Source organism: Pseudomonas sp. LBUM1640, assembly GCF_059716225.1.
In genome coordinates this window covers 2557742-2575638 of sequence record NZ_CP166816.1, presented here as the reverse complement: position 1 = coordinate 2575638, position 17897 = coordinate 2557742, and the positions used below count along the sequence as shown (strand labels likewise).

Here is a 17897-nt window from a genome sequence, read left to right as displayed (position 1 = left end):
GCAAGGGAGCCTGCCCATGACCGCCGCTACAGCACCGCGCTTCTGGCGTGACGCGCGCTTGCCGTTCATCGAAGCGCGGACCATCGCCGACGGGCGCAAGGTCACTTACACGCGTCACGCCCACGAGCATTTTTCCATCGGCGCGATCACCACCGGGCGCAGTTATTACCACTATGGCGCGCAGACCTTCCAGATCAGCGCCGGTACGGTGGTGTTGATGAACCCCGGCGATGTGCATGCGTGCAACCCGATCCACGACCAGCCTTGGTCGTATCACATGCTGTACCTCGACACGCCCTGGCTGACCGACTTGCAATACCAGTTGGGCTTCAGCACCGAGCAGGGTTATCGCCCGTTCAATACGCCGCACACCCGCGATACGGGGCTGTATAACGGCTTGCTCGAGCTGTACGCGATTCTGCTGGATGAGCACGCCGAACTGCTGCAAAAGCAAAGCGCATTGGTGAGTTATTTCACTGAGGTGCAGCAGCGCTTGAACCCCTCTCTGACGCCGGTGCGTGAGGTTAATCACAAGCTGGAGCGCGCCGCCGAGTTCATCCGCGCGCACTGCACCGAGGCGTTGAAACTCGAAGAAATTTGCCTGGCGGCTGAGTTGTCGCCGTCGTACCTGATCCGCGCGTTCAAGCAGTATTACGGGCTGACGCCGCACGCCTTTCTGGTCAACCGGCGCATTCAGTTTGCGCGCACCCAATTGCGCAACGGCGAGCTGATCGCCGATGTGGCGCTGGCCGCCGGTTTTGCCGACCAGGCGCATTTTCAGCGCGCGTTCAAACAGCATTTCGCCGCTACACCGGGGCAGTACCGCGACTTGCTCAAGCCATCAGCAAATAACCCACACTGGCCACCAGCAACGCGGCCATTGAGCGGTTGAACAGGCGTACGCCTTGCGGGTTGCTCAAGTAGCGCCGCAGGAAGGTCCCGGCGTAGGCCCAGCACGCTACCGACAGGTAGCAGATCACCAGGTACAGCGCCGCGAACAGCCATACTTGCGCGGCGTCGCCATCGGCCACAAACAAACCCATCCCCGCCACGCAGGCCAGCCAGGCTTTAGGGTTGAGCCATTGCATGATCGCGCCGTAGAGCATCGACGGCGCGGTGGCGGTGCCATCGGCGTCGAGCCGGCCATTGTCCACCGCGAGTTTCCAGGCCATGTACAGCAAGAAGGCCACACCGCCCCACTGAATCAGCTGGGTCAGGATCGGCCAGCGCACCAGCACTTCATGCAGCCCCAAGCCAATCAACACCAGCAACAAGGTGAAGCCGACAGCGGCGCCGAACACGTGCTTCTGGCTGGCAGCAAAGCCGAAGCGCGCGCCCGAGCTGAGTGCGACCACATTGACCGGCCCCGGCGTGATGGAGGTGGCTAAAGCGAAGGCAGCCATGGAAATGATCAAGCTCATTGCAGTTCCTTTTTGTGATGCCAAGCGACGATGGCCTCACGGTAAACGGCTGAACGGGCGTGGTATTGAACAAAATCACCCTGAGCCCAAGACCCGGCATTGTTCAATGCCGCACTCTTGGGCTTCCTCGGCAGCAAATAGACCCTGTACCCTGTCGGCGCGCACCGGTTGCGCCCACAGTTTCCAGCCATGTCAGGACGCCAATGCCCAACCCCATTCCTCGCCGGCGCGATGCCGCCGTCACCCGCGACGCCATTTTGTTGTCTGCGCGCAAGGCGTTTGCCCTAACCGGCTACGAAGGCACCGGGCTGGGTGAAATCGCCGCCGGTGCCGGGGTGACCGTGATGCTGGTCAACCGCTACTTCGCCTCCAAGGAGCAGCTGTTTGCCGAGGTGATCGCCGAGGCATTGGCCAACCCCATGGTCCTGACGCCAGACAACCTCAGCTCAAAAAACCTTGGCCGCACCATCGCTACCGCCTTGGTCAGCATCACCGAAGCCGGCAGCACGCCGCTGGAAGGTTTCCTGATCATGCTGCATTCGGCGTCGAGCAAACGCGCGGCGGCGATTGGTCGCGAGCACCTCGAAAAAGGTCACCAGGCGACCATGGCCGCCGCGCTCCAGGGCGCGTATCACCAAGAGCGCGCAGCGCTGGTGATGGCCTTGGTTGCGGGCTTTCAGGTGATGCGCCAGATGCTGGAACTGTCGGCGCTGGCCAAGGCGGACCCGCAGGTGTTGATCGACTTGCTGACGCCACTGTTCCAGCAGTTGGTAGATGGAAAACCCGCCTGACTCACCTGCGTGACAATGTCTTCGAGGCCCAGCACACGGCCATCTTCAGCCGTTGATCAATGAAAAGTGCGCGCCCACCCCGGCGCGTACGCCCTCGCCCACCGCCAACGCCACGGAGCCGGCGGCCAAAGAGGTGTCGCCACAGGCAAACACACCGGCCACGGAGGTCTGGCGGGTGTCGATGGTGTGCACGTAGGCGCCCGTGGGGCCGTCGACCAATTCACAGCCCAACTGCTCGGCCAACGGGCTGATGCGGGTGCGCGACATCGTGAAGACGCCGTCCAGCGCAATGACGCGGCCGTCTGCCAATTCCAGATCGGCGCGTTCGCCGCTGATGCGTCTGACCGGTGTGCTTTCCACCGAAACGCCACGTCGATCCAACTGCGCCTGTTGCTCGGCATCCGGCGTGAACACGCCATTGGTGAACAAGGTGGTAGTGCCCCAGTCCGGCAACATCAGCGCGTGATGCATCGCCAACGGTGAGGTGGCCAACACGCCGATGCGGCCCTGGTCCAGCTCGTAGCCGTGGCAGTAAGGGCAGTGAAACACCCGCGTGCCCCAGCGTTCCTGCAGGCCTTCGATGGCGGGTAATGCGTCGACCACACCGGTGGCGAGGATCAAACGCTTGGCTTTGAACTCGCCATTGCATTGGGTGCGCAGGCTGAAACCGCCCTGCTCCGCCACAGCCTGCACCACGCTGTCCTGCACCCAGGTCACCGTCGGGTATTCCATCAACTGGCTGCGGCCCTCGGCAGCAATGACGCCCGGTGCCTGGCCGTCCTGGCCGAGGAAGCCATGGGAAGTGGCGGCAAACCGATTACGCCGCTGCCCCGCGTCGATCATCAGCACATTGCGCCGCGCCCGCGCCAATTGCAGGCCCGCGGACAGGCCGGCATAGCTGCCGCCCACAATAATGACGTCATGCACCATGACAGTAACCTCAGGTTATGCGCACACGGTTGTCCGCGCGCTTTCACGACACACCATAAGTTACGTAAAAATACCGCGTCAAGAGTCTCGCAACTTTTTAGGTTACGAACGATACTTTGCGTCGAATCGACTTGAGGTTTTTTGATGAGAAACGACACCCGCCTCTCGCGCATGCTGCATGTGCTGATCCATATGGGCCGCCATGAAGAGCGCGCCACCTCGGACACCATCGCGCAGATGCTCGGCACCAACCCGGTGGTGGTGCGGCGCACCCTGGGGTTGCTCAAGGAGCAAGGCTACGTGCGCTCGGAAAAGGGCCATCAGGGCGGCTGGAGCCTGGGCAAACCCTTGAGTGAGATTACCTTGCTGGATATTCACAACGCGCTGGGCACGCCGTCGATATTTGCCGTCGGCTTGTCCACCGACCACCCGCAATGCCTGGTGGAACAGGCCGTAAACGCGGCGCTGACGGACGCGTTCGACCAGGCGCAGGCGCTATTGATGGCGCGTTTGGGCGATGTGACGCTGGCGCAGTTGGCGGATGATTTTGACGAGCGCTACCGCGTCGCGATGGCGCCTTCAACGGATTAAAGCCCGCGACTGCGCAACCACTGCAAAAAGCCTTTTTTGACCGGCACCACGGGCGCTTCCTGGGTAAGGGCCTGCGCCGCGTGCACGCGGAAATCCAGCAGCGCCTTCATCGCCTCGCTGATGTCGTGGCGCGCATCCAGGCAGGGTTTCAGGTATTCCTTTTCGATGCGGTACAGCGTGCAAAAGGTCTTGGCGGAAAAATCCGCCAGCGTCGCCTGATCGGACAGGATTCCCGCCTCGCCAATCACCTCGCCTGGGCCCATGCGCCCGGCTTCGAAGGTGTGGCCGCCCTTGATCAACATCACCGAGACCACGCCGGACTCGACGATAAACAAGTGATCGCTGACCTCGCCTGCCGGCAGAATCATGTCGCCGGCGCGGTAGGTGTGCAGGGTCATGTTCTGGCTGAAGGTGTCTTTCTCCTCCTGGCGCAGCGTGGAGAAAATCGACGAACGCTCCAGCAGCGCCCGCGCGCCAGACATCGCCGCTGGCGTGCTGCCTTCGGTGGCGGACAGCAGGCCCACGCCCGCCGCCTGCAAGTGCCGGAAGGCCAGGTCATAAAGTTGGTTGCGCACTTCGCGCTTGAGGGGCATGGCCGGCACAAAGCCGCTGATTTCGTATTCGACGCCGCCGCTGGCGGAGGTCTTGAACGCTACGCTCGGCGCGGGTTTGGCCAACAGCGGCCGGCAACCTTGCATGGCGCGCTCCAGCGCCTCGATCACGGTTTGCGGGCGCGCATGCGGGCTGACTTGCAGGCTGACCGCCAGGCCGAACATGTCCGCCGGGCGTGAGAAATTGATGATCTTGGCCTTGGCCGCCAGCGAGTTGGGGATCACCGCCATGCTGCCCTGGGAGGTTTGCAGGCGTGTGGCGCGCCAGTCGATGTCGGTGACGCGGCCTTCGGTGCCGTCGATGGAGATCCAGTCATCCAGTTGATACGGCTTGGTGGTGTTGAGCACGATCCCGGAAAACACGTCGCTCAGGGTGCTTTGCAACGCCAGGCCGACGATGATCGCTACGGCGCCGGAGGTGGCGAGCACGCCCTTGACCGGCAGGTCGAGCACGTAGGCCATGGCGGCGATGATCGCGATCAAGAAAATCACCGCGCCCATCAAGTCCTGCAGCAGCCGCCCGCCGTGCCCGACGCGCTGCATCATCACCGTGCCAAGCAACACCGTCAGGGTGCGCGCAGCGAACAGCCACCAACCAATTTGCAAGGCCGTGGCCGCCAGGTGCAAGGCAGTGTTGTCGGCATACGGCGCGAGTTGCATGGGGTTCATGCCGTCGTTGAACAGCACGGCGCTGTACACGGCAAAAATCGCCAGGCGCGCCGCGAGTTTCCAGTTGGCGAGGTTGGCGGAAATAAGCCGCCACACGGCGATGTCGATAAAGATCAGCGCCACGGCGCACAACATCGGGTGATCGGCGATAAATGAGGGCATCCAGGCGACTCCACAGTACGTGCCGAGAAGATCGCATGAATTGCAGATGTGGGGTATAGCGCAGAACAAAATGTGGGAGCTGGCTTGCCTGCGATACAGACACCTCGGTGTATCAGTGACTCCGAGGTGATGCTATCGCAGGCAAGCCAGCTCCCACAGGGGTATTGCGGTGAGCCGTTAGTTTTGCATCTGCCCAAACTGGCCGGATTGGTAGTCGGCAAACGCCTGGTGAATCTCCTGCTCGGTGTTCATCACGAACGGGCCGTGGCCGACGATAGGCTCATCAATCGGTTCACCGCTGAGCAGCAGCACTTTGGCGTCGTCGTTGGCCTCCAACGTGATGTGTTCACCGTCGCGCTCGAACAATGCCAGTTGCCCTTGGCGTGCGACTTCCACGCCATTGACCAGCACGGTGCCGCGCAGGATTACCAGCGCGGTATTGCGCCCGGCATGCAGGTCCAGCGTGACCGCTTTACCGGCGTTCAGCCGCAAGTCCCACACGTCAATCGGCGTGAAGGTACGCGCCGGCCCTTGAGTACCGGAAAATTTACCGGCGATCAGGCGCAATTGCCCGGCGTCGTTGGCCAACGGCAGCACCGGAATATCGCCGTCGACGATAGTCTGGTAACCGGCGTCGGCCATTTTGTCCTTGGCCGGCAGGTTGACCCACAGTTGCACCATCTCCAGCGCCCCGCCGCTGCGGGCAAAGGCTTGGGAATGGAATTCTTCGTGAATGATGCCTTTCGCCGCTGTCATCCATTGCACATCGCCGGGGCCGATTTTGCCACCGGCGCCAGTGGAATCGCGATGCTCGACTTCGCCGTCATACACGATGGTCACGGTTTCAAAGCCGCGATGCGGGTGTTGGCCTACGCCACGACGTTGCTCGGTGGGGGTGAAATCGGCGGGGCCGGCGTGGTCCAGCAACAGGAATGGGCTGATGTGCTTGCCCATGGCGTCGTAGGAAAACAGCGTGCGCACCGGAAAGCCGTCGCCGACCCAATGGGCGCGCGGGCTGGTGTAGATGCCGATGATTTTTTTCATGGTGGTCCTCCAAAGTACCTACACCCTAAGTCCGTAGGCCTTGGAGCACTAGCCGGCAAAAGCGGCCCTGATCGTCCTACGTATAGGACAATCCCTTGACCGGGCGTTGTCGCAACAGGTGGAACGCCACAAACGCCGTGACCGCAAAGCTCGCCTGGATAATGATCATTGGTGTGGCACTGCCATCGCGTAAATGGCTCAGCAACAGACCGCTGCACGTCGCGCCAAACATCTGCGAAAAACCCATCAAACCTGCCGCCAAGCCCGCGCGGTGGGCGTTGGGCATTACCCCGCCCGTTACCGAGCCGGGCAGTACCAGGCCGCCGCCGAGTGTGACCAGCGCCACCGGAATATCCAGGCCCAGCACCGACAGGCCGAACAGCTCATAAACCAGCACCGCCGAAACCCCGCCGAGGGCCACCAGTGTCACGCCCATCGCCACAATCCGTTGTGGCCCCAGGCGCATGATATTGCGCCGGGTGTAGGTGGAGCCGACGATCAGCATCGACACAATCACACCAAAGTTGATGCCGTACTCAAGGCTGCTGAAGCCCAGCAGGTTGATAAACACCGCCGATGAACCGGCGATCACCGCAAACATCGCCCCATAGGTACAGGCCAGGGCCACGGCATAGGCCCGGTATTGGCGGCCCTTGAGCAAGTCCAGGTATTGCCCGCCCAGGGTGCGCCAATGGCCGGCCTTGGGGTCGAGGGTGTGGTTGCTCTCGCGAAAGAACAGCAGCGCCAACACCAGCACGACGCTGCCAATGATCAGCGCCAGCACGATCGGCGCATGCCAGCCCAGCAGCTTGATCAGCAGCCCGCCAATCATCGGCGCGACGACGATGGCGTAGAGCATGCCGATCATGGTCAGCGCCAGGGCCGGGCCCGCTTCGGCCTGCCACACATCGCGCACCACGGTGCGCGCCAACACCAGCGCAGCGCAGGCGCCGAGGCCTTGCAGCACGCGGGCGGCAATGAACTGGCCGATGTCGTTGACCAGCAACATCGCCAAGGTCGCCAGCACATACAACGCCAGGCCGCCGATCAGCACCGGGCGGCGGCCGATACGGTCCGACAGCGGCCCGAACAGCAACTGCCCCAGGCCAAAGGCGGCGACAAACGCCGACAGCGCCATCAAGGCCGCACCCGCTGGCGCCGCCAGCGCCTGCTCGATGGCGCCAAGGCCTGGGATGATCAATTGGGTCGACACTTCACCCAATGCCGTGAGGGCCACCAGTAAAAACAGCAAGCTAAGCGAGGGTGCCGGGGCGTTTGCCATGGGGAATATCCGGGGGCTGGATTAATTTATATTTCGACCATAATATGCGTAAAAAATTATGTCCATAATTTTTTATTCGCTGGTCACCTCTGGAGCCCGTCATGAACCCTCTTCCCCTGCGTCTTCTCACGCCGCTGGCCCTGTTGATCTTCCTCAGCGGCTGCAACAGCAAGGCCGACACCGCCGCCGATGTGCCCCAGCCGCGCCCGGTGCTGGCCGCCAAGGTAGAAGCGGCCGGCACCCAGCAAAGCGCCTATACCGGTGTGGTGGCTGCCCGCACAGAAAGCGACCTGGGCTTCCGGGTCAGCGGCAAGGTCATCGAACGCAAGGTCGACCCCGGCCAGCACGTTTCCCGTGGCGACACCCTGCTGGTGCTGGACATCGGCGACTTCGAACTGGCCCTGCGCTCAGCCAAGAACCGCGTAAACGCCGCTCAAGCGCAACTGCGTCAGCGCCGTGACGATGAAAACCGCTACCAGCGCCTGGCCAATACCGGCGCGGTGTCGCGGCAGGTCTTCGACCAGTCGGCGACCAACCTGCGCGTCGCCGAAGCCGAGCTGGCCTCGGCGCAATCGGACGCCAGCCAGATCGAAAACCGCCGTACTTACTCAGTGCTCAAGGCCGACGGCGACGGCATCATCACCGACGTGCGCGTAGACCGTGGCCACGTCGTCGCCGAAGGGCAAATCGTCGCGCGCCTGGCCCATGACGGCGCCCGCGAAGCCATCGTCAACCTGCCGGAAAACCAGCGCGACCAAGCCTCGCAGAAAGCCCTGGCCTTCCCTTTCGGCGCGCCGGACCAGGCCGTAACCGCCACTCTGCGCGAGCTGTCCGCCAGCGCCGACCCGACCACCCGCACCTACCGCGCGCGCTACGTGTTGCACGGCGCCGTTGACCGTTTCGCCCTCGGCTCGACCATCACCGTCCGCCTGCAAGGCAACGGCCAGGCGCAACAAACCCGCGTGCCCATTGGTGCGCTACAGGACGCCGGGCAAGGCACCGGCGTCTGGTTGATCGGTGATGACGACAAGGTTAGCTTCGCGCCCGTCAAGGTCGCCAGCCTCGGCCAGGAAGACGCCCTGCTCGACAGCGGCCTCACACCCGGCCAGACCATCGTCGCCCTCGGCGCTCACCTGCTGCACAGCGGCGACGCGGTGCGCTTGCTGCCCGCCCAAGCACTGGCCCTCAACCGCAAACAGGACCACTGAGCATGCGCGGCATCAACCTCTCCGAGCTGGCGGTGAAACACCGCGCAGTCACGCTGTTTCTGATCATCGCGATCCTCGCCGCCGGGGTCTTCTCGTTCGGCAAACTGGGGCGCGCCGAAGACCCGTCGTTTACCGTCAAGGTCATGACCATTACCGCCGCCTGGCCCGGCGCTACCGCCCAGGAAATGCAGGAGCAAGTCGCCGACCGCCTGGAAAAGCGCCTGCAGGAACTGGACTACTACGACCGCGTGGAGACCATCGCCCAGCCGGGTTTTGTGTCGATGCGCATGACCTACAAAGAGTCCACACGCCCGAGCGAAATCCAGGAGCTGTTCTACCAAACCCGCAAAAAACTCAGCGATGAAGCGGCGAAACTGCCCAAAGGCGTGATCGGGCCGTTCTTCAACGATGAATATTCCGACGTGTACTTCGCCCTGTACGCCCTCGAAGCCGAGCACCTGCCGCATCGCCAGCAAGTGCAAATGGCCGAAGAGTTGCGCCAGGGCTTGCTCAACCTGCCCGGCGTGAAAAAGGTCAATATCCTTGGCGAACAGGCCCAGCGGATCTTTGTCGAGTTCTCGTATGAACGCCTGGCGACACTGGGCATCAAGCCGGACCAGATCTTCGCCGCCCTCGCCGCGCAGAATGCCGTGGCGCCGTCGGGCTTCGTCGAAACCGCGGGCGCCCGCGCCTATATCCGCATCGACGGTGCCTTCGACAGCCTCGCGCTGATCGAAAACGTGCCGCTGGAAGTCAACGGCCGCGTGCTGCGCATTGCCGATGTGGCCAAGGTCAGTCGCGGCTATGAAGACCCGCCCAGCTACCGTATTCGTCACCAGGGCGACCCGGCGTTGATGCTCGGCGTGATCATGGAGAAGCACTGGAACGGCCTGGAACTGGACAAAAGCCTCAAGGCCCAGGAAGCCAGAATCCAGGCCGACCTGCCGCTGGGGGTGAACTTCGCCAAGGTTGCCGACCAGGCAAAAAACATCAGCCTGGCGGTGAATGAATTCATGCTCAAATTCTTCGTCGCCCTGGCCGTGGTGATGGTCATCAGCCTGTTGGCGCTGGGTTTTCGCGTCGGGTTGGTGGTGGCCGCTGCAGTGCCGCTGACCTTGTCGGTGGTGTTTGTGATCATGCTGCTGACCGGGCGTGAGTTCGACCGCATTACCCTCGGCGCGCTGATCATTTCCCTGGGTTTGCTGGTGGATGACGCGATCATCGCCATCGAGATGATGGTGGTGAAACTCGAGGAAGGGTTTGACCGGGTTCACGCCGCCACCTTCGCCTGGAGCTCCACTGCCGCGCCGATGCTGACCGGCACGCTGGTGACCATCATCGGCTTTCTGCCGGTGGGTTTTGCGCGCTCGGGCGCCGGAGAATATGCCGGCAATATCTTCTGGATCGTCGGCTTTGCGCTGATCTCGTCGTGGCTGGTGGCGGTGGTGTTCACGCCGTATCTAGGCGTGAAATTGCTGCCGCAAATCAAGCCGGTGCCTGGCGGCCACGATGCCATTTACGCCGGCCGTTACTACCAGAAACTGCGTCATTTAGTCGAAGCCTGCGTGCGCAGGCGCTGGTGGGTGACTGGGCTGGTAGTGGCCGCCTTTGTGGTGTGCGGCTTGGGCATGGGCGTGGTGAAGAAGCAGTTTTTCCCCAACTCCGACCGTTCCGAGTTGATTCTTGAGGTGTACATGCCGCCCGGCAGCGCGTTCAAAAGCACCGAGGCGGTGGCGGCGCAGCTGGAAAAAGCCCTGCTGCAGGAGCCACAGACAAGCGTGGTCGATACCTATGTGGGCGGCGGCGCGCCACGCTTTTTCCTGTCGCTGAACCCCGAGTTGCCCGACCCGGCGTTTGCCAAGCTGATCGTGCAAACCCCGGACTCGCATGCCCGCGATGCGTTGAAACTGCGCATGCGTGAGCGCATTGCTGCCGGTGAGTTCCCCTCCGCGCGGGTGCGGGTCACGCAGCTGCTGTTCGGGCCGCCCGTGCCGTTTCCGGTGGTGTTTCGTGTGTCGGGGCCAAATGTGGATGTGCTGCGTGGGTTGTCTGAAGACGTGCGCCGAGTGGTGGCTGCCAACACGCTGACCAGGGACGCCTTCCTCGATTGGGGCGAACGCACCAGCGGTTACCGCCTGGTGCTCGACCAAGATCGCCTGCGCTTGCTGGGTTTCACGCCTAACGAGGTCAAATCGCAGCTCAACGCCTTGCTCAGTGGCAACCCGATCACCGAGGTGCGCGAAGGCAATCGCACGGTGTCTGTGGTTGCGCGCGCCCAAGGCAACCAGCGCGAAAACCTCGGTAACCTCAACAACATGACCCTGACCAACAGCGCCGGCACCTCGGTGCCGCTGGCCCAGGTCGGGCATTTTCAGGCAGTGATGGAAGAACCGATCCTCAAGCGCCGCAACCGCGCCAGCACCGTGGAAGTGCGCGCCGACATCATCGACGGCGTGCAACCGCCCGACGTGGAAATGGCCGTGTACAAAGACCTGCAGCCACTGATCGCCAAATTGCCCGCCGGTTACCAGATCGACATCGGCGGCCCGGTGGAAGAAAGCGCCAAGGCCAACGTCGCCCTGGCCGCGCTGTTTCCGATCATGATCCTGCTGACCCTCACGGTGATCATGTTCCAGGTGCGCTCGTTCGGCGTAATGTTCATGGTCTTCGCCACCGCGCCGCTGGGCCTGATTGGCGCAGTGCCAACCTTGCTGCTGTTTAACCAGCCATTCGGGTTTAACGCCATTCTGGGGTTGATCGGGATTGGCGGCATTCTGATGCGCAACACGCTGATCTTCACCGACCAGATTCGCCAAAACCAGGCACACGGCATGCCGATTCACGAGGCGATTGTCGAAGCCACGGTGCGCCGCGCACGGCCGGTGATTTTGACGGCGTTGGCAGCGGCGCTGGCGTTTATCCCGCTGACGCTGTCGGTGTTCTGGTCTTCGTTGGCCTATGTGCTGATCGGCGGCGTGCTGGTGGGCACGGTGTTGACGCTGTTATTCCTGCCGGCGCTGTGCAGTTTGGTGCTTGGGCGGGAGAGGACGAAGACTACCGAAACATCCCACGTAACCGCCGGATAAGCTCTACAGATATCGCCTGAAAACCTCTGCAAAGTCCTTCGCCTGATCACACAGTGCGAGGGATTGCAGATGGTTTCTTTGGTTAAAGCCTCGGTTCATGGGGCTGTCGCTTGAACACGGCCATCGGCAGGCTGGCCCTGGCCCCAATGGATGCAAAGACGGTGGACGTTGAAACCGTCTTGCGTGACTTTCGGGAATGCCTGAACACCTTTGATGAATGGGCGTCCAGCTTCTGGAGCTTTTCGGCGCTGGACGTCGAACAGGTATTTAAAGTCGGGGAGGAAGTGGCGCTGGTCGCCCCCATCAACCGCTCCATCATTCCCAGCAGCACCGTCGCCACCTGCCAGGCCAACGGCACCTTGACCCTGGTGCACATGTTCCAGAGTGCTCAGTTCGTGCCCATTGGCAACACGCCCGTGGTGTTGCAACGCATCGACCCCAACGGTGGCCCGCTGGGCGAGCCGATCCACAAGACCATCGGCCCCAGCGGCGTTCTCGAAATCACCGAGTGTGATCGCAACCAGCAGTACCGAATCAATTTCTATCCCAACGTTTCCAAGGATCACGTCAAGGCGCTGTATGCGTCTTATCAGTCGGTGATCGAAGATCTGGAAGTGCGTCTGCACGACGAGTGGAACGGCACGTTTCAGGCGCAGTGGAAAACCTATACGGACGCTACTCCGCTGGACCGGCGTCGGGTGCTGGAGGCAGCCTTTCTCAATGGCATGGGCAAAGCGCTTTACAGCCTGTGGGACAACATAACGCAGCTGTTCGACATGTTGGCGGACATCAAGCCCAACAGCGAAAAGTTGCTGCACTACATCTCCCAAACCGAACTCGATGAGCTGCTGAAGCTCGGCAACGACGCGATCGCCATCGGCCTGCTGGTGCTCAGCGATGAGCCGCTGTTATTCATCTATGTGTCGGCGATGGTCAGCTGGATGCGCATGCTGCCACCGCAAGAAATGAATGAGCTGATGGGGCAAATCACTGGCGAGGTATTGATCAACCTGCTGCTGATCTGGGCGACGGCGGGTATGGGCGTGGCGGTGCGTCTGGGTACGCAGGTGCTGGGGCACATGAAGTCTGGACGCGGGCGGGATCTGCTGGAGTTGCTGGCTAAAAAGCTGGTGATGCCCCGGTTGGAGTCGCATGCCGAGGTGGTTAAGCCGTTGCTGCTGGGTAGTGCGGCGACGCCGATCAAGACGGTGCCGGTTGCGTCGTTGAAGGCAGGGGATCAGTTGGTATCCAACCCGGTGCCTGCGGTTCGCAGCAAAACGCAGCGGACGGCGTTGGTGCGCCAGGAACCTGTCGATGATGTGCCGGCCTCTGCGAAGAATCCCCAGGGCGATGCGGCAGCACCTGCGGATAAAACCGCCACCAATGGCTGCCCGGTGTCGATGGTCACCGGGGAGGAATTGCTGACCCTTACCGATGGCGCGCTGGACGGGATTTTGCCGTTTGAGTGGACGCGGTTGTACCGCACCAGTGCGGTCGAAGTGGATTGCGGGTTGGGGTTTGGTTGGAGTCATGCGCTGGCGCAGCGGTTGGTGGTTGCGGGTAATTCGGTGGTTTGGACGGATCATGAGAATCGCTCGACTGCCCTGCCCTTGCCGACTGTTGCTCGTCCGGCGATTACCAATAGCTTGGCCGAAGCGGCGATCTATTTGGGTGCTCTGCCCGATGAGTTGGTGCTGGCTCAGGCATCAAGGTTTTATCACTTCCGCGACGGTGTGCTGACGGCTATCAGCGATGCGTATGACAACCGGCTGCGGATTTCTCGTGATCGTTTGGGGCGGATTGAGCGGCTGGATAACGGTGTCGGCCGTTGTTTGTTTTTGCGCTACGAACTGGGCCGCATTGTGGCGGTGGACTATCAGGTTCATCGCGCCAAAGGGCGAGAGCCGTATGTGTGGGTGACCGAGCAGAACGTCGTTTCCTACGCATACGATGATGCTGGACGACTGGTATCGGCGACCAATGCTGTCGGTGAAAGCGAGGTTTATCGGTACGACGCTCAGCATGTCATTCTTGAGCGGCAGTTGGCCGGTGGGGCGAGTTTCTTTTGGGCGTGGGAACGGTCTGGTAAGGCCGCGCGATGTGTTCGGCACTGGGCCAGTTTTTCGCAGATGGACACGCGGTATGCGTGGGAGGACGGCGGCAAGGTCACGGTTCACAACGCTGATGGCAGCCAGGAAGTGTATGTCCATGACCAGCGCGCGCGGCTGGTGCAGCGGATTGATCCTGACGGTGCTGAGCACTTCAAATCCTATGACGACCAGGGCCGGCTGACGGTTGAGCAGGACCCGCTGGGGGCGGTGACGGCGTATCAGTATGACGACGCCGGGCGTCTAGTGGCGCTGTTTCCGGGAGAGGATGAGCCGACTGCCTACGAGCATGACAACGGATTCGTACGGGTTGTGCGGCGTGGTCTTGCCGTCTGGAAGTATGAGCGGAACGACCAGGGCGACGTCATCCGTAAGACAGATCCTGACGGTCACGCTACGGACTACACCTACAACAAGCACGGGCAACTGTCCGGGGTTTGGTATCCCGATCACAGTTGTCATCGGCTGGTTTGGAATGAGCGTGGGCAGCTTACCGAAGAGCAACTGCCCAATGGCGGGATCAAGCGTTATCGCTATGACGATGTGGGACAGCAGGTTGCGCGTGAGGATGAACATGGGGCGCTGACCCAGTATCAGTGGGACGCGGCCGGGCGCTTGTTGAAACTCACCCAGCCCGATGGCGCCACGCGCGAATTCAGCTACAACCCCTACGGAAAAATCACCTCCGAACGTGACGAATTGGGCCACGTCACCCGCTACGAATACGCCGACGGCCTGCACCTGATCAGCCGCCGCATTAATGCCGATGGCACCCAGGTCAACTACCGCTACGACAACACCCGGTTACTCCTGACCGAGATCGAAAACGAAGTCGGCGAAACCTACCAACTCGACTACCACCCCAACGGGTTGATCCAGCAGGAAACCGGTTTTGACGGTCAGCGCACGGCGTACGTCTACGACCTCAACGGCAACCTGCTGGAGAAAATCGAACACGGCGACGATGGCAGTCAGCTCATCACCCGTTACGAGCGAGACCCTTCCGGCCGCCTCGTACGAAAAACCCTTCCCGACGCTGGCGTTGTTGATTACGCCTACGACCGCCAAGGCAACCTCCTCAGCGTCGACGACGGCCACTGGGCGTTAGCCTACGAGTACGACAGCCAAAACCGCCTCACCGCCGACCACCAAGGCTGGGGCACCCTGCGCTACGGCTACGACACCTGCGGCCAACTGAAAAACCTGCGCCTGCCGGACAACAACCGCCTCACCTTCAACCACAACAAAGGCGGCCACCTCGCCACCGTCGAACTGAATGGCAAAACCCTAACGTCCCACCTGTTCAAAACCGGCCGCGAACGCCAACGCCAACAAGGCCAACTGCTCAGCCACTACCACTACGACGAACAAAACCGGCTGCACGCCCACGCGGTGACCCAAGAGGACCACAAGCACTACCGCCGCCACTACGACTACGACAAAACCGGCAACCTCACCCGCCTGCTCGACACCCGCAAAGGCGAGCATCACTACCACTACGACCCCCTCGCCCGCCTGACCCGCGCGGATCACTCGCAAGACCAGCAGGAACGCTTCGGCCACGACCCGGCCGGCAACCTGCTGATGCAAGACCGCCCCGGCCCGGACATCGTGGCGGGGAATCGGTTGATGATTCAGGGCGATCATCATTATGACTATGACGCGTTTGGCAACCTGATCCGCCAACGGCGCGGCAAGGGCCATCAACTCGTCACCGAGTATCGCTACGACTGCCAGCACCGCTTGATCGGCATCACCCAGCCCAACGGGCAAACCGCCAGCTATCGCTATGACCCGTTTGGTCGGCGCATCAGCAAAACCGTCGAAGGCATAACGACGGAGTTTTTCTGGCAAGGCGACAAGCTGGTTGCGGAGCATCACGCCGATCGGCATCGCAGTTATATCTACGAGCCGGACAGCTTCCGTCCGTTGGCCCTACTGGAAGGCTTTGGACCGAAAGACACCCAGCCCTTCCACTACCAACTCGACCACCTAGGCACACCACAGGAACTCACCGCCCCCGACGGCGAAATCGTCTGGTCCGCGCACTACCGCGCCTACGGCCAGATCAGTCGCCTCGACATAGATAAACTCGACAACCCACTGCGCTTCCAAGGCCAATATTTCGATCAGGAAAGCGGCCTGCACTACAACCGCCATCGCTACTACAATCCAGATATTGGTCGTTACCTGACGCCTGATCCAGTGAAGCTGGCGGGTGGGATCAACGCGTACCAGTACGTGCCCAATCCCACCGGATGGGTAGATCCGCTAGGCTTGAACACATGTCCCGGGGGGGATGGATGCAAGCCAGACAGTTCTGTTCAAAATCCGACAGCAGGGGTTGAACACGGGGAACCCGCTTTACCGCAACAGGCACGCGCACAGCGACAGGCACGCATTAGTAAGCTTGGAGAAGCCAACGCCTACCGGCGTTTATCAGAACTAGAGGGGTCTATTCCAAGGGCACACTTCTTGGAAAAACACGGTGCTCAGACGACACTGGAATCTCAACGTGAGCGAGTAATAACAGCTAGAAACCCCACCACAGGGGAAATTGAGACGTTCGATAGAGGGCGAAGAGCGGGTGAACCAAGGCCACCCAGTGCGGCCACACGCTTTCTGAGCCATAGAGATCAATTAAATGCAATTGACCGTGCACTGTTAATTTTCAGACTTAATGGTAGACCAGACACACCTGACCCGATGGATATGGGAAAGATTATAGGTGAGGGCTACAGAAGAGATGGCCTGACATATGGAACACAGAGAAAAGCAATCGTCTACTTGAACCGAGACGGAAAACCTATCACTGCCTTTACGGAGTTTTAAAAATGAAACGACGCCCAAAACTTACCATACTTCGCGGACTGCTATTTACTTACTGCATTGAAAACACTAGGAACCTAGAGAGAGAGGAAATTATAGCTTCGAAAAACATCAACGACCCCAAAGAGCTTGCGGAACTTTTCGACGTATTGACTAAGCCAGAATTCTTCTCATATAAAGAAGATGAGCAACAGTGGTTTATAGATACGCTCGATTATTTTTTGGCTATAGATGAAGATTTTGAGTCTGTCTTTTACCTCTTTGACACATACTTCGAAGATGAAATAATTGACAAGAAAGCCTTCATGATGGTGCTACTCGGACAGCTCAAAAACTACAAGAGAGAAACGATCGAAGGAAAACCAATACAAGATCAAACCCTCTAAAACCTTCTACCCAAAAGTAAAATAAATCTATGCAGCTTAGCACTCAATTCAAAAGCCACAGGATGCAACTCGCTGCCCTGAATGAAGCCACCACAAGAACAGATCGTAACTTGGAGCCTTTCACAGGGGAGGATTACTACGGAAACCCTATAGCCCGAGTGGAATTACAGGGCTGTGGAAAAGGATACATACCAAACCCCTGCGACCCGAACAATCCAATATATGACGATGACATGAATACAGCGATCGCGAAATTTGACCGCGAAACCAAAAGCCTCTATACCGTATTTCCAGTGAGTGACGATCAATGTTAAAACACCCTTTTCTAAATACACCCTACCAACCAAAGATTCGTTACTTCCTTTCACCATTCGATATTTATGACCGTGAAGAAACCTTGGGCGAGACATTTTCAACCTACAACATCGACCTTAGATCAGACAGAGAAAAATTAATAAAAAAATACATAATAGACAAAAGCTCAGATTTGAATTATCGGCATCGAAAACTTTTAGTCGCCACTTTAGGAACTGCGCTTGATGACAAAACTTATGACTTTTCGCGAGAGTTGAACCAGGCCCCGGGATTTTACTGCTCCTTACCCTGGGGATGGAGCAATATGGAGAATCCAAGAGGTTTCTTCGAGGACATTTATAGGTTGACGAATGAGTGGTGGAAAGATGACCTCAAAAAAGCCAGCCTCGAAGACCAGTCAAAATGGTGAAACACCTGTATCACAGGCGCGCCCCCAACCGTGTGGCGAGCGAGCTTGCTCGCGC

Annotated in this window: 13 protein-coding genes; 8 read left to right on the top strand and 5 right to left on the bottom strand. The window is 60.2% G+C overall.

Annotation, left to right across the window (positions count from 1 at the left end; translation table 11 throughout):
• Positions 1–16 precede the first annotated feature (16 nt).
• A complete protein-coding gene (locus tag ACA065_RS11650; protein ID WP_497694630.1) occupies positions 17–892 on the top strand; it encodes an AraC family ligand binding domain-containing protein in 876 nt (291 codons plus the stop codon).
• On the opposite strand, the gene ACA065_RS11645 is transcribed toward ACA065_RS11650, so the two are convergent.
• On the bottom strand, positions 834–1421 hold the full coding sequence (locus ACA065_RS11645; protein ID WP_497694629.1) for a LysE family translocator: 588 nt from the start codon (positions 1419–1421) through the stop codon (positions 834–836). The genes ACA065_RS11650 and ACA065_RS11645 overlap by 59 nt on opposite strands.
• Positions 1422–1624: 203 nt before the next feature.
• On the opposite strand from ACA065_RS11645, the gene ACA065_RS11640 reads away from it, so the two are divergent.
• On the top strand, positions 1625–2212 hold the full coding sequence (locus tag ACA065_RS11640; RefSeq protein ID WP_497694628.1) for a TetR/AcrR family transcriptional regulator: 588 nt from the start codon (positions 1625–1627) through the stop codon (positions 2210–2212).
• A 45-nt stretch (positions 2213–2257) separates the two neighbouring features.
• Here the strand turns inward: ACA065_RS11640 and ACA065_RS11635 are convergent, their stop codons facing one another.
• Positions 2258–3142, bottom strand: a complete 885-nt coding sequence (locus ACA065_RS11635) for an NAD(P)/FAD-dependent oxidoreductase (protein WP_497694627.1) — start codon at positions 3140–3142, stop codon at positions 2258–2260.
• A 144-nt stretch (positions 3143–3286) separates the two neighbouring features.
• Between ACA065_RS11635 and ACA065_RS11630 the strand changes: the two genes are divergently transcribed.
• Entirely contained in the window at positions 3287–3733 is a 447-nt protein-coding gene (locus ACA065_RS11630; protein ID WP_497694626.1) for an Rrf2 family transcriptional regulator, read from the top strand.
• Here the strand turns inward: ACA065_RS11630 and ACA065_RS11625 are convergent.
• From ACA065_RS11625 to ACA065_RS11615, 3 genes are all read right to left on the bottom strand, one after another.
• A complete protein-coding gene (locus ACA065_RS11625; protein ID WP_497694625.1) occupies positions 3730–5175 on the bottom strand; it encodes a mechanosensitive ion channel domain-containing protein in 1446 nt (481 codons plus the stop codon). The genes ACA065_RS11630 and ACA065_RS11625 overlap by 4 nt on opposite strands.
• A gap of 177 nt (positions 5176–5352) precedes the next feature.
• Positions 5353–6219, bottom strand: a complete 867-nt coding sequence (locus ACA065_RS11620; RefSeq protein ID WP_497694624.1) for a pirin family protein — start codon at positions 6217–6219, stop codon at positions 5353–5355.
• A 76-nt stretch (positions 6220–6295) separates the two neighbouring features.
• Complete coding sequence (locus ACA065_RS11615) at positions 6296–7501, bottom strand: multidrug effflux MFS transporter (RefSeq protein ID WP_497694623.1); 1206 nt, start codon at positions 7499–7501, stop codon at positions 6296–6298.
• 101 nt (positions 7502–7602) lie between these two features.
• Between ACA065_RS11615 and ACA065_RS11610 the strand changes: the two genes are divergently transcribed.
• The 5 genes from ACA065_RS11610 (at position 7603) to ACA065_RS11590 (ending at position 17842) form a co-directional block, all read left to right on the top strand.
• Positions 7603–8709 (top strand): efflux RND transporter periplasmic adaptor subunit, encoded by a 1107-nt coding sequence (locus ACA065_RS11610; RefSeq protein ID WP_497694622.1) that lies wholly within the window; start codon positions 7603–7605, stop codon positions 8707–8709.
• A 2-nt stretch (positions 8710–8711) separates the two neighbouring features.
• Positions 8712–11795, top strand: coding sequence for an efflux RND transporter permease subunit (locus ACA065_RS11605; protein WP_497694621.1), 3084 nt, complete (start codon positions 8712–8714; stop codon positions 11793–11795).
• A 146-nt stretch (positions 11796–11941) separates the two neighbouring features.
• Positions 11942–16735 (top strand): RHS repeat-associated core domain-containing protein, encoded by a 4794-nt coding sequence (locus ACA065_RS11600; protein WP_497695336.1) that lies wholly within the window; start codon positions 11942–11944, stop codon positions 16733–16735.
• A gap of 2 nt (positions 16736–16737) precedes the next feature.
• Positions 16738–17118, top strand: coding sequence for a hypothetical protein (locus ACA065_RS11595; RefSeq protein WP_497694620.1), 381 nt, complete (start codon positions 16738–16740; stop codon positions 17116–17118).
• Between the two features lie 307 nt (positions 17119–17425).
• Positions 17426–17842: a hypothetical protein gene (locus ACA065_RS11590; RefSeq protein WP_497694619.1), complete on the top strand. Its 417-nt coding sequence runs from the start codon at positions 17426–17428 to the stop codon at positions 17840–17842.
• Positions 17843–17897: the final 55 nt, after the last annotated feature.